At 63.1% G+C, this 11887-nt stretch carries 13 protein-coding genes and 1 pseudogene; 3 read left to right on the forward strand and 11 right to left on the reverse strand.

The features are described from left to right. Nucleotides 1-13 precede the first annotated feature (13 nt). Both tldD and NKH63_RS21245 read left to right on the forward strand, forming a co-directional pair. Nucleotides 14-1426, forward strand: a complete 1413-nt coding sequence (gene tldD / locus NKH63_RS21240; RefSeq protein ID WP_352918645.1) for a metalloprotease TldD — start codon at nucleotides 14-16, stop codon at nucleotides 1424-1426. A gap of 66 nt (nucleotides 1427-1492) precedes the next feature. Then, nucleotides 1493-2199: pseudogene (locus tag NKH63_RS21245) on the forward strand (NAD-dependent deacylase). 249 nt (nucleotides 2200-2448) lie between these two features. On the opposite strand, the gene NKH63_RS21250 reads toward NKH63_RS21245, so the two are convergent. The 4 genes from NKH63_RS21250 to NKH63_RS21265 all read right to left on the reverse strand — a co-directional run bounded on the left by NKH63_RS21250 (nucleotide 2449) and on the right by NKH63_RS21265 (nucleotide 5442). Continuing rightward, entirely contained in the window at nucleotides 2449-2982 is a 534-nt protein-coding gene (locus tag NKH63_RS21250; protein ID WP_502895932.1) for an RES family NAD+ phosphorylase, read from the reverse strand. Beyond that, complete coding sequence (locus tag NKH63_RS21255) at nucleotides 2948-3319, reverse strand: antitoxin Xre/MbcA/ParS toxin-binding domain-containing protein (RefSeq protein WP_023716914.1); 372 nt, start codon at nucleotides 3317-3319, stop codon at nucleotides 2948-2950. The genes NKH63_RS21250 and NKH63_RS21255 overlap by 35 nt, the downstream gene beginning before the upstream one ends. A gap of 75 nt (nucleotides 3320-3394) precedes the next feature. Next, nucleotides 3395-4636 (reverse strand): class I SAM-dependent RNA methyltransferase, encoded by a 1242-nt coding sequence (locus NKH63_RS21260; protein ID WP_352918647.1) that lies wholly within the window; start codon nucleotides 4634-4636, stop codon nucleotides 3395-3397. Further along, a complete protein-coding gene (locus NKH63_RS21265) occupies nucleotides 4633-5442 on the reverse strand; it encodes a TlyA family RNA methyltransferase (protein ID WP_023716912.1) in 810 nt (269 codons plus the stop codon). The genes NKH63_RS21260 and NKH63_RS21265 overlap by 4 nt, the downstream gene beginning before the upstream one ends. Nucleotides 5443-5616: 174 nt before the next feature. Between NKH63_RS21265 and NKH63_RS21270 the strand changes: the two genes are divergently transcribed. Beyond that, nucleotides 5617-6018: a GFA family protein gene (locus NKH63_RS21270; RefSeq protein WP_352494381.1), complete on the forward strand. Its 402-nt coding sequence runs from the start codon at nucleotides 5617-5619 to the stop codon at nucleotides 6016-6018. Between the two features lie 3 nt (nucleotides 6019-6021). On the opposite strand, the gene NKH63_RS21275 is transcribed toward NKH63_RS21270, so the two are convergent. The 7 genes from NKH63_RS21275 to NKH63_RS21305 form a co-directional block, all read right to left on the reverse strand. Beyond that, the gene (locus tag NKH63_RS21275; protein ID WP_023716911.1) at nucleotides 6022-6315 is read right to left on the reverse strand and encodes a hypothetical protein; all 294 of its coding nucleotides are present in this window, start codon (nucleotides 6313-6315) and stop codon (nucleotides 6022-6024) included. Between the two features lie 206 nt (nucleotides 6316-6521). Beyond that, nucleotides 6522-8435, reverse strand: coding sequence for a 1-deoxy-D-xylulose-5-phosphate synthase (dxs, locus tag NKH63_RS21280; RefSeq protein WP_023716910.1), 1914 nt, complete (start codon nucleotides 8433-8435; stop codon nucleotides 6522-6524). A gap of 81 nt (nucleotides 8436-8516) precedes the next feature. Then, complete coding sequence (locus NKH63_RS21285) at nucleotides 8517-9437, reverse strand: pirin family protein (protein WP_352483716.1); 921 nt, start codon at nucleotides 9435-9437, stop codon at nucleotides 8517-8519. A 9-nt stretch (nucleotides 9438-9446) separates the two neighbouring features. Beyond that, nucleotides 9447-9713, reverse strand: a complete 267-nt coding sequence (locus NKH63_RS21290) for a DUF2277 domain-containing protein (protein ID WP_023716908.1) — start codon at nucleotides 9711-9713, stop codon at nucleotides 9447-9449. Between the two features lie 107 nt (nucleotides 9714-9820). Further along, nucleotides 9821-10072, reverse strand: a complete 252-nt coding sequence (locus NKH63_RS21295) for an exodeoxyribonuclease VII small subunit (RefSeq protein ID WP_023716907.1) — start codon at nucleotides 10070-10072, stop codon at nucleotides 9821-9823. Between the two features lie 3 nt (nucleotides 10073-10075). Further along, nucleotides 10076-11002: a histone deacetylase family protein gene (locus NKH63_RS21300; RefSeq protein WP_352483717.1), complete on the reverse strand. Its 927-nt coding sequence runs from the start codon at nucleotides 11000-11002 to the stop codon at nucleotides 10076-10078. 131 nt (nucleotides 11003-11133) lie between these two features. Next, the gene (locus NKH63_RS21305; protein WP_352483718.1) at nucleotides 11134-11787 is read right to left on the reverse strand and encodes a TetR/AcrR family transcriptional regulator; all 654 of its coding nucleotides are present in this window, start codon (nucleotides 11785-11787) and stop codon (nucleotides 11134-11136) included. Between the last annotated feature and the right edge of the window lie 100 nt (nucleotides 11788-11887).

Consider the following 11887-nt stretch of genomic DNA (forward strand, 5'->3'; position numbering starts at 1 on the left):
GAATGGACCTGCCATGAACAGCCTGATCGGCCAATTCGACATTTCCGACGATCGCATCAAGCAGATCGTCGCCGAGACCATCAACGGCGCCGACGACGGCGAACTGTTTCTCGAATACAGCGAAAGCGAAGCGCTGATGTTCGACAATGGCAAGCTGAAGACCGCGAATTTCAACACCGACCAGGGTTTCGGCCTGCGCGCCGTCGCTGGCGAGGCCAGCGGCTACGCCCATTCCAGTGATCTCTCCGAAGCCTCGCTGCGGCGCGCCGCCGATGCCGTTTCGACGGTGAAGAGCGGCTATTCCGGCACGCTTGCCGCAGCGCCCGTCCGCACCAACCGCCATCTCTACGGCGACGGAAACCCGATCCCCTCGCCTTCCTTCGAGACCAAGGCCAAGTTGCTTCAGGAAATCGATGCATGGCTGCGGGCCGAAGATCCGCGCGTCAGGCAGGTGACGGCGTCGCTCGCCGCCTCCTGGCAGCATGTCGAGATCGTGCGCGCCGATGGCCAGATGGTCCGCGACATCCGCCCGCTGGTCAGGATCAACGTATCGGTGGTGGTCGGCGACGGCGACCGCCAGGAGAGCGGCTCCTACGGCATGGGAGGCCGCAAGGATTTTGGCGAATTCCTGGTCGAGGACAGCTGGCGGCACGCGGCCAAGGAGGCACTGCGGCAGGCGCTCGTCAATCTCGAAGCGGTTCCAGCACCTGCCGGCACTTTCGACATCGTGCTGTCGAGCGGCTGGCCGGGCGTCATGTTGCACGAGGCCGTCGGCCACGGGCTGGAAGGCGATTTCAACCGCAAAAAGACGTCGGCCTTTGCCGGCCTGCTTGGCCAGCAGGTGGCGGCGAAAGGCGTCACCGTCGTTGACGACGGCACCATGCCCGAGCGGCGAGGTTCGCTGACCGTCGACGACGAAGGCACGCCTTCGGCCCATAACGTGCTGATCGATGATGGCAAGCTGGTCGGCTACATGCAGGACCGCCAGAATGCACGGCTGATGGGCATGAAGGCCACCGGCAACGGGCGGCGCCAAGATTACGCGCATGAGCCGATGCCGCGCATGACCAACACCTACATGACGGCAGGCGACATGGAGCCGGAGGAAATCATAGCCTCGGTCAAGAACGGCATCTATGCCGTGTCGTTCGGTGGCGGCCAGGTCGACATCACTTCGGGCAAGTTCGTGTTCGGCTGCACCGAGGCCTACATGATCGAGAACGGCAAGGTGACGCAACCGATCAAGGGCGCCATGCTGATCGGCAATGGGCCGGATGCCATGCATCGGGTTTCGATGGTCGGCAACGACATGAAGCTCGACACCGGCATCGGCATGTGCGGCAAGGCCGGACAGGGCGTGCCGGTCGGCGTCGGCCAGCCGCATCTCAGGATGAACCAGATGACGGTCGGCGGCACCAGGGTTTGATGCGGCTGCCGCCTTCCGGTAACATCGCCTTCCAAATGATGTTTCCGGATGCCGGTGTCTTCGACCATGTCCAAAGCCAAAATCGTCATCCTGACAGGCGCCGGCATTTCGGCGGAATCGGGCGTCGCCACGTTCCGGGATCCCGACGGGGTCTGGGCGAAATACGACCTGCAGGACGTGGCCACGCCGCAAGGTTTTGCGCGCGACCGCGTAAAGGTGCAGGATTTCTACAATATGCGCCGGCGGCAGATGGGCAGCGTCGAGCCGAATGCGGCGCACGCCGCGCTGGCCAAGCTCGAGCAGAAATTCCCAGGCGACGTCCTCGTCGTCACGCAGAATATCGACGACCTGCATGAGCGCGCCGGTTCGCGCAAACTGATCCATATGCATGGAGAACTGGGCCATGCCCTTTGCCTGAGCTGCGGGCAAAGCAGCACCTGGGCCGACGACATCGCTGCCCATTCGGCCTGTCCAGCGTGTGGCGCAAAAGGTCAATTGAGGCCTGACGTGGTCTGGTTCGGCGAAAATGCCTTACCGCATGGAGGAGGTCGGCGAGGCGCTGACGCGCTGCGACCTATTCGTGGCCATCGGCACCAGCGGGAGTGTCTACCCGGCAGCAGGTTTCGTGGAGGAGGCACGCGGCCGGAGCCGTAACAGCCGAACTCAATCTGAAATGCGCCGGCTGGGCCTCCCGTTTCGACGAGCAGCTGGAAGGGCCGGCGACACAAGTGGTGCCCGCCTTCGTCGAGCGCGTCCTTTCAGGCGCAGGCTAGCACCGTCTGGCTATGCAGCCTTGAATTCAGCGCGCGATCAGCATCTTTGTTATGTCGGGAGAGGAAACTGTGATCGCTGCCGGAGAAAAGCTAGAAGTCACCAGTTCGACCGACGATCAAGTCGCACTGCCTGTTCCAGTCTTGCCTTTAACACGGCCAGAGGACGTATTTGGATCCCTGCCCCACATAGGCAAGCCGAAGACGTTGGAAGAGATGGAGGCGGGTGTGCCCGCCGCAGCTCGAACTGCCCTAAAGCCATGATGCCGCTGTTTTCGGCAGGCGATGGTCGGGATCGATGATTTCAAGATCCGGAGCATCGTTTTCGTTCCAGCGCCACAGCGCGACGCATGTGCCGCCAGGCGACATGAAGGACGGGTAGATCACGCCGTGCAGCCCGTCGCCAAGCAAGCGGTCTCTCAGTTGGTGCGTCTCGGGCACAAAGCCTCCATCCACGATGTCACGCCATTCGCACCGGTGAATGTCGGCCGTTACACCGAGCTTCGACAGCGTATCAGCCTCTGTCAGGTCGGCCAGCCGGGCGCCTGACAGTTTCAATTGTGCAATCAGCGCCGGGTGCTGGACAAAACCCTGATTGTACTCGGCCCAAGCCGTGGACAGTTCCCGGGCGGCGTAGATCGCCGGCGTGCCAATCGGATTCCAGCGGCCGCCGAAGCGGGCCGCGCCCTCACCGGAAAGCGGCAGATGGGCCCAGCGCGGCACAAAAGCGCGCCATAGAGTCAGCCTGGGTTCAGGCATAGATGCCGGAGCGGACTGCCTCCAGATAGGCAAGCACCTTGTCAGTCTTGCCTTCGCGAACGAGATCGTAGGCGGTCTTTCCCGCCCAGCCGGGGATCGGCTGATGTTTGAACCAGATCGCGGCACGCTGTTCATCACCGGCCATCTCGCCGGCCATCGCCAGGATGCGGACGATGGGACTCAATGCGGCGTCGACCTTGCGCGCACCGGACTTGGCGGCAAGCGTGTTGCGCGCGAGACCGGTCAGGCCGGCCAGTTCAGTCATATTGACCCCTAGCAGTGCGGCTACCCGCCTCGGCGAGAGAAACGGCGCCCGCTCCTCGCCGAAGCGCGATGCCGAATTTTCAAAGGCTGCGGTGCTCATGGCAATTTCCTAGCCCAGTTTGAACGACGTACACTCAAAATGTGCTTTTTTGGTGCGCATTTCAAGCCCTAGCTGCTAGCGCCTTCGTCTCGGCTTCTCCAACAGCGCGACGGCCTCGACATGCGGCGACCACAGGAACTGGTCGATCGGGATTACGCTCTTCAAGGCGTAACCGCCATCGAGGAGGATGCGAAGATCCCGCGCCAGCGTCACCGGATTGCAGGACACCGCGGCGACGAGCGGCACGTCGGAGCGCGCGATCTGCTTCGACTGGTCCTCGGCGCCGGCGCGGGGCGGGTCGAAGACTACGCCGTCAAAGGCATTCAACTCCTTGAATGTGAGCGGCCGCCGGAACAGGTCGCGACGTTCGCCGGTCACCCGCTTCAGGCCGCTGGCGAAACGGAAGGCCCGGTCAAGCGCCGAGAGTGCTGCCGCATCGCCTTCCACCGCATGAACCTCCGATCTTGAGGCCAGACGCAGTGCGAAGCTTCCGCAGCCGGCGAAGAGATCGGCGACCTTTTTGGCGCGCGCGAGATGCTGGCCGACAATGTCGGCCATCGCTTCTTCGGCGGCCTCGGTCGCCTGCAGGAAAGCGCCCGGCGGCACTGCGACAGCGACGCCACCAAACAGGACGACCGGTTTCTTTGGTTCGATAATGATCTCGCCGTCGACCGACAGCCTGGCTAGCCTCTCGGCAATGACAAAGTTCGAGGCGACGCGGCGCTGGTTCTCGCCGAGCTTACCGGAATCGTGAACCGCGACATCGAGGCCGGAACCGGTCACCGTCACCGCCATGTGGAACGATTTGGTCGTGGTGCAGATCAGTCCGGCAAGCATCCTCAAACGGTCGAGCGCAGCGACGATCTGCGGCAGCGAGATCTGGCATTCCTCGATGGAGATAATTTCGGACGACAGCGCGCGAACGAAGCCGAACTGCATTCCCGCCTCGCTCCGCCGGGCAGTGAAGACGACGCGGCGGCGCGTGTGCGGCGCGCACGGCACCAGCGGGCCGACATCGCAGGCGATGCCCTTGCTCTTCAGCGCATGCACGACCCTTTCGCGCTTCCATTGGTGATAGGCTTCAGTCTCGAGATGCTGGACGGCGCAGCCGCCGCATTCGCCGAAATGGCGGCACGGCGGATCGACTCGCAGCGGCGAGGCCTCAAGCACCGACATCAAGGTAGCGCGATCTTTCTCCCGCCCGGCGGTGACGACCTCTCCCGGCAGCGTAAACGGAATGAAAACCTCGCCGGTCTCGGTCTCGGCGATGCCGTCGCCCTGCGAGCCCAATTTTGCGATTGTGAAACGCGTGCTCATCGCTTCTCAATCCCGGCCCGCCCGATCTTGGCAGGCTTGGTCGCGACGGCCTTGATGCCGCCGAGCAGGAACTCGCGGTTGCCGTCGCCGCCCTCTATCGGCGACAGATGAAGTCCCAACGAGCGCCAGCCGGGAATGGCATCGAGCCAGTCCTGCATCAGGCCGGCAATGCGCGCCGCATCATAGGGGTCCTTCAGCAGGCCGCCCTTGCCGATCGCCTCGCGGCCGGCCTCGAATTGCGGCTTGACCAGAAACACGGCTTTTGCGCCGTTCCTGGCCAAGGCAAGCGCCGGCGGCAGCGCCAGTTTCAGCGATATGAAGCTGACATCCGAGACGATGAAATCCGGCACACGGCCGCCGAGATCGGCGGCCGACAGTTCGCGCGCATTCAGGCCTTCAATCACCGTCACGCGCGGATCGCCGGCAATGTCGGAGTGGATCTGGCCGTGCCCGACATCGATCGCCGTGACATGCGCCGCGCCGCGTTCGAGAAGTACCTGCGTGAAGCCGCCGGTCGAGGCGCCGACATCGAGCGCTTCGCTACCGGTGGGGTTGAGGCCGAAATGGTCGAGACCAGCCTTCAGCTTCAGTGCGGCGCGCGAGACGTAACCTTGCGCCGGATCGTCAACGACGATGTTGCACTCAGGCAGAACGGCCTGGCCCGGCTTGTGGGCGACGATGCCGTCGACCGTCACGGTGCCGCGCGCCACCGCATCGCGAGCACGCGAGCGGCTGGCAAACAGGCCGCGCTGGACGAGTAATTCGTCGAGCCGCTGGCGAATGCTGGCTGGCGGAAGGGAAGTCATCGGCCTTCATGGCGAATGCCAACGATGATGGCAAGGATATTGGCGATGAGACAAGGCATAGTTGGAAAAGCGAGTGAACTCATCAGCCGCTCCGCTGTTTGTCGAACCTCGCACGACACCCGACGCAATGCTAAGAAGAGATGCCGTTTAGCCGTCGAAACGTGGAGGAGGAACATCCTGACGGGAACCTGCCACTGCGGCGCAGCCCACTGGACCCTGGAGGGCGATCCCGGTTCGATCACTGCCTGCAACTGTACGCTTTGCCGTCGCTACGGCACGCTCTGGGCGTATGACTATGTCGACGAACGCATCCGCCTTGCGGGGCCCGTGAGTGCCTATACGCGCGTTGGAAGGGCTCACCCTTCGCTTGAGATTCTCTTCTGTCCAACGTGCGCTTGCGTCCTGGCCTGGCGCGGATTGCGTGCCGATACCGCCGGTCGCCACCGCATCGCCGTCAATATGAGGCTTGCGCCGCCGGAGGCTGTCGCCGACCTCCCGATCGATCATTTCGACGGTCTCGACACATTCGAGGATTTGCCGAGGGATGGTCGCTGTGTGCGGGATATGTGGTTCTAGTTTCTAGAATATGGTCCGCGAAACCCGCCGTTCAACGGCCGGCGTCAGACCGTCGCTGCTGTCGCCGGACACCTGCGGGCGCGGCCGGTCAACGGAAATGGACGCCTTCGGCAAGGTATCTGGCACGACGACGAATTGCGGCGCCTCCTTGTAGGAGAAGCCGCCACGGATTTGGCCGATCTTGCCGGCGACGATGCCCATCACCGCCTCTTCGAGTTTGCGGTCGTAGCGCGTTTCGGCCACGGCCGACGCGGCGAAGATGGCCGTTAGCGCGATGCCGCCCAAAAGCGATCTCATTGGTCTTCTTTCCCCTGCCGGTCGCTTTCTAGCAGGGCGGCGTTGAAAAACGGCCAAAGGACACGGCAAGCAAATCGCCAAATGGCAGCGTAAACAGTATCTTACGACTGTTCGCCGGTAATTTGATTCAAGCAGTTGAGATTTTGATTCAGACTGGCATTTGCAGCCAAGCAGAATCTTTTGGCGTTGCAGAAACGCGGAAACAACTAGGCGCGCTGGGCCTGCGCGGTATGCCCCAACGCCACGAACACTGTGCGCACGATGCCGGCGCTGTCCAGCCCGGCATCGGCATACATCTTTTCCGGCTTGGCATGGTCGACGAAAGTGTCGGGCAGCACCAGCGGGCGCACCTTCAGGCCGCTCTCCAGCAGCCCTTCGTGGGCCAGGAACTGCAGCACATGGCTGGCGAAGCCGCCGACCGCGCCCTCTTCCACCGTCACCAGTATCTCGTGCGAACGGGCCAGCCGCCGGATCAGATCCTCGTCGAGCGGCTTGGCAAAACGGGCATCGGCGACCGTGGTCGAAAGCCCCGCCGCGCCAAGCTCCTCGGCCGCGGCCAGGCAATCCTGCAGCCTGGTGCCGAAGGAAAGCAGCGCAACCTTGGTGCCTTCCCTGACGATCCGGCCCTTGCCGATCTCCAATACCGAGCCGCGCTGCGGCATCTCGACGCCAACGCCGTTGCCGCGCGGATAGCGGAAGGCGATCGGGCCGTCATCGTAGCTTGCAGCGGTGCGTACCATGTGGCGCAGCTCGGCCTCATCGGCCGCCGCCATGACGACGAAACCGGGCAGCGTCGCCAGGAAGGTGGTGTCGAAAGCGCCGCAATGGGTGGCACCATCGGCGCCGACGAAGCCGGCGCGGTCGATCGGAAAGCGCACCGGCAATTTCTGGATCGCCACGTCGTGGACGACCTGGTCGTAGGCGCGCTGCAGGAAGGTCGAGTAGATCGCCGCGAAAGGCTTGAAGCCTTCCGTGGCAAGGCCGGCGGCGAAGGTCACCGCATGCTGCTCGGCAATGCCGACATCGAAGGTCCTCGCCGGAAACGCTTCGCCGAAGAGGTCAAGCCCGGTGCCGTTCGGCATGGCGGCGGTGATGGCGACGATGCGGTCGTCCTCTCGGGCCTCCTGGATCAGACTGTCGGCAAACACCTTGGTGTAGCTCGGCGCGTTGGCGGGCGCCTTGGCCTGGGCGCCGGTAATGACGTCGAATTTGTTGACGCCGTGATATTTGTCGGCGGCCGCCTCGGCCGGGGCGTAGCCCTTGCCCTTCTGGGTCACGACGTGGATCAGCACCGGGCCGTCGGCATTGTCGCGGACGTTCTTCAGCACCGGGATCAGGTGCTCGAGGTTGTGGCCGTCGATTGGGCCGATGTGGTAGAAACCCATTTCCTCGAACAGCGTGCCGCCGGTGACGTAGCCGCGCGCGTGCTCGACCGCCCGCTTGATGGCGCGATCGGCGCGCTCGCCGAGATAGGACGTCAGCTTCTTGCCGAAATCGCGCAACCCCAGATAGGTCTTGCCAGACGCCAGACGGGCCAGATAGGCGCTCATTGCGCCGGTCGGTGGAGCGATCGACATATCGTTGTCGTTCAAGATGACGATTAGCCGGGCATCGAGTGCGCCGGCATTGTTCATCGCCTCATAAGCCATGCCGGCCGACATGGCGCCGTCGCCGATGACGGCAATGACATTGTTGCGGCCATCGGACAGATCGCGCGCCATCGCCATGCCGAGGCCGGCTGAAATCGAGGTCGAGGAGTGGGCTGCGCCGAACGGATCGTATTCGCTCTCGACGCGACGGGTGAAACCGGACAGCCCCCCCTCCTGCCGCAGCGTGCGGATGCGGTCGCGGCGGCCGGTCAGGATCTTGTGCGGATAGGCCTGGTGGCCGACGTCCCAGATCAGCCGATCGTCCGGCGTGTTGAAGACGTAGTGCAGCGCGACGGTCAACTCGACCACGCCAAGGCCGGCGCCGAGATGCCCGCCGGTGTGGGAGACGACGTCGATCAGTTCGGCGCGAAGCTCGGAAGCCAGCTGCGGCAGGTCGCCTTCGGCAAGCGTGCGCAAATCGGCCGGGACGCGGACCTTGTCGAGAAGCGGCGTATCGGGCTTTGCGTTCACTGTTTGCGAGCCTGGTCAGATTTTCTGTTCATCGTGAAATATGCCGCTGGCCGGCGAATGTAAATGTGGCGGTAACGCGCATCAGCTTTCGGGCAGCGGGATGAACTCTTGCTCGTCTCCGGGAACGATATCGAAGCGGCCCGTCTTCCATTCTTCTTTCGCCTGTTCGATGCGTTCCTTTGAGGACGATACGAAATTCCACCAGATATAACGTTTCGAACCGAGCGAAGCGCCGCCAAACAGCATGAAATGGGCGCCGCTCTCCGATAAAACAACGATCTCATCGCCGGGCCGGAAAACCAGCAGCCGCTCGGCCGGGAAGCGGTCACCGGATATCGAAACCTCGCCTTCCAGCGTATAGATGGCGCGCTCCTCGGCATCGGCCGGGATCTTCACGCTGGCACCCGGCGCCAGCCTGAGATCGGCGTACAGTGTGTCCGAAGCGGTCGCAACCGGGGAGCGCATTCCGGAAAACGCACCGATGACGATATGGCCGCTGACCCCCTCGGCATCGATTTCGGGCAGGCGCAGCGCCGCGGTGTTTTCGAAGATCGGCGCGACCTCCTCCTTGCCGTCCGGCAGCGCCAACCATGTCTGCAGGCCGGAAACCGACATCGGCGCGCCGCGCAGTTCTTCTGGCGTGCGCTCCGAATGGACGATGCCGCGGCCGGCGGTCATCAGATTCACGTCGCCGGGCTGGATCACCATCTCGGTGCCGAGCGAATCACGGTGCCTGATCTTGCCGTCGAACAGGTAAGTCACCGTCGACAGTCCGATATGCGGATGTGGACGGACGTCGAGCGCCTGGCCGGCCCGAAGAACTGCCGGACCCATACGATCGAAGAAGATGAAAGGTCCGACCAGCCGGCGCCTGGCCGTCGGCAAGGCGCGGCGAACCTGAAATCCGCCAATATCCTTGGCGTTCGGAATGACCATCAGCTCGATCTGATCGCTGGCGAAGGCATCGCCCATCTGCGGATCGTTTCCGGGAAAGAAGCTCACGCGGTCCCCTCAGGCGAAGCGAAGTGCAGATTTGGCCTTCGCCTTGGCCGCCACCTCTTCGCGATTGCGCGGATGCTGCGTCGTCTCGAGGCTGTCGAGCAATTCGCGCGCCGAGGCGGCAATGGCCTCGACGGCATGGTCGAACGCATGCTGGTTCTGTTTTGACGGTCGCGTCGTTCCGCTCAGCTTGCGGACAAACTGAAGTGCGGCATCGCGGACCTCGTCATTGGTTGCCGGCGGATCGAAATTGAACAGGGTTTTGATGTTTCTGCACATCGTTCGCAATCTCCTCTCGTCCTGGAGCCGTTTCAAACGGGATGAGTTTTATCCTCAATCATGGTGATGTCCAAAGCCGGCAAGCACAATCGTCGTTCGAGGCCGCCTCAATCCGCGTCCAACGGCTCTGTCCCCACCGGCTTGCCGTCACGCGACAGCCTGATTTTCTCGACCTTGTCCTCGGCCGCCTTCAACAGCCGGTCGCAATGCGCCTTCAGCGCCTCGCCGCGCTCGTAGATGCGGATCGACTGGTCGAGCGGCACGTCGCCGCGCTCCAGATCGTCGACGATCCTCTCTAGCGCGTCGAGCGCCTGCTCGAAGCTCATCGCCTTGACGTCCTCGTTGATCTCACCAGCCATCGTCTATCCCTTCATCAGCCGCCCGACATGGGCGGCGACTGAAAATGCCAATCCCTGCAGATCGTAGCCGCCCTCGAGCAGGCTGACGACCCGATTGCCGCTAAGGCGCCCGGCGCGTTCGAGCAACTGACCGGTCGCCCAGTCGAAATCATCCTCGGTCAGGTTGATCTCGGCCAGCGGATCGCGGTGGTGGGCGTCGAAACCGGCGGAGATGATGATAAGATCGGGCACAAAATTGTCGAGCGCCGGCAGGATGCGCGACAGAAAGGCGTCGCGGAAAACATCGCTGCCGCTCTGCGGCGCCAGCGGCGCGTTGACGATGTTGCCGGCGCCGGTTTCGCTCACGGCCCCGGTGCCGGGGTAAAGCGGCATCTGGTGCGTCGAGCAATAGAGCACGGACGGATCGTCCCAGAAGATGTCCTGCGTGCCGTTGCCATGATGCACATCCCAGTCGACGACGGCAACGCGGTCGGCGCCATGGTTCTTCTGCGCGTAGCGTGCCGCGATCGCCGCGGTGTTGAACAGGCAAAAACCCATGGAGGTGGTCTTTTCGGCATGATGGCCAGGCGGCCGTGCGGCGACGAAGACATTGTCGGCACGGCCGGTGAAGACGTCGTCAACAGCAGCGTTGGCAGCCCCGATCGCAGTCACGGCCGCCTGCCAGCTCTTTGGGCTGGCGGTGGTATCGGCGTCGATACGGGCGATGCCGGTGTCCGGTATCGCTGTGCGGACACGTTCGACGAATTCGGGCGGATGCGCGTAAAGGATGGTTGCCTCGTCGCCTTCCGGCGCCTGGACGCGATCGAGCGCCGCGAAGGCCTCGTCGTCAAGCACACGCTCTATGGCGCGCAAACGGTCCGGCCGCTCCGGGTGACCGGGCGGGGTTATGTGCTCGAGGAAAATCGGATGGGTGTAAAGTCTCGTGACCATGCCCCGATATAGGCGCGCCTCGACGCTTTGGCCATGTTTTAGCGTCTCGCTGGTGTGATGTTCAACAGGGTTTAAGCGGGCGGGGCCGGCTGGTTCCAGCGCGAGCCGCCAGATTGCTGGAAAGAACAACCTCAGGCCGGTGACTGGTCAATCTCGGGGTGCATCGACGATAGTCGATCAGGCTGGTGCAGCCTGCCGGTGAGATTGAGCAGCCCTTCCAGAAGAACCTTGAACGCCTTCACTGCCTTCTTCGACGTCGCTTCGGGATCGTTCGAATTTGCGATCCACTGCGCCGCATGCAACGAGGCGCCGCTGACCAGCCTTGCCGCGGCTTCGGGATCGATGGCAAGAATGGTCCCCTCGTCGCTCAGTCTTTGCAGGCTCTCCGTCATCGAGCGGATGCATGTGCTCTGGCTTGGCCATTGCGATGGATCGCCGAGCACCGCCGGGCCGTCGCGAAGCACAATACGCTGGATCTCCGGCTCCAGCGCCATCTCAATATAGGCGGTGCATTCGTCGACGAAGCCCTGCCAGAGATTGTCCGGCTTGGCCGAAACCACCTTCAGCCGGGCCGACATTTCGGCGTCGATCTCGGCGATGACCGCCTGGAGAAGGCCCTTCTTGTCGCCGAAGTGATGATAGAGCGCACCGCGCGTCAGCCCGGCCGATGCCGTGAAATCATCCATCGAGGCTTCGGCATAGCCGAGCGTCCCGAAGGCCTGGCGTGCCGCGGCAATCAGCTTGGCGCGGGTCTCGGCAATCATCTCCTTGCGTGGTCTGTGCATGCTCTGGCCCTATTAACATACGCTTCGTATGCCAATTGACATACGCGGCGTATGATCTATTTAAATTCATACGTTACGTATGTAATCGTCGAACCGTCCG

The sequence above is a fragment of the Mesorhizobium sp. M0960 genome (genome assembly GCF_040319055.1).
In the GTDB taxonomy this organism is placed as follows: domain Bacteria; phylum Pseudomonadota; class Alphaproteobacteria; order Rhizobiales; family Rhizobiaceae; genus Mesorhizobium.

What these genes read in the sequence shown, in the direction of transcription:
- tldD (WP_352918645.1), top strand. Translation starts at nt 14, where the DNA reads ATGAACAGCCTGATCGGCCAATTCGACATTTCCGACGATCGCATCAAG.
- NKH63_RS21255 (WP_023716914.1), bottom strand. Translation starts at nt 3,319, where the DNA reads ATGAGCACCGCAGCCTTTGAAAATTCGGCATCGCGCTTCGGCGAGGAG.
- NKH63_RS21260 (WP_352918647.1), bottom strand. Translation starts at nt 4,636, where the DNA reads ATGAGCACGCGTTTCACAATCGCAAAATTGGGCTCGCAGGGCGACGGC.
- NKH63_RS21265 (WP_023716912.1), bottom strand. Translation starts at nt 5,442, where the DNA reads ATGACTTCCCTTCCGCCAGCCAGCATTCGCCAGCGGCTCGACGAATTA.
- NKH63_RS21275 (WP_023716911.1), bottom strand. Translation starts at nt 6,315, where the DNA reads ATGAGATCGCTTTTGGGCGGCATCGCGCTAACGGCCATCTTCGCCGCG.
- NKH63_RS21290 (WP_023716908.1), bottom strand. Translation starts at nt 9,713, where the DNA reads ATGTGCAGAAACATCAAAACCCTGTTCAATTTCGATCCGCCGGCAACC.
- NKH63_RS21295 (WP_023716907.1), bottom strand. Translation starts at nt 10,072, where the DNA reads ATGGCTGGTGAGATCAACGAGGACGTCAAGGCGATGAGCTTCGAGCAG.
- NKH63_RS21300 (WP_352483717.1), bottom strand. Translation starts at nt 11,002, where the DNA reads ATGGTCACGAGACTTTACACCCATCCGATTTTCCTCGAGCACATAACC.
- NKH63_RS21305 (WP_352483718.1), bottom strand. Translation starts at nt 11,787, where the DNA reads ATGCACAGACCACGCAAGGAGATGATTGCCGAGACCCGCGCCAAGCTG.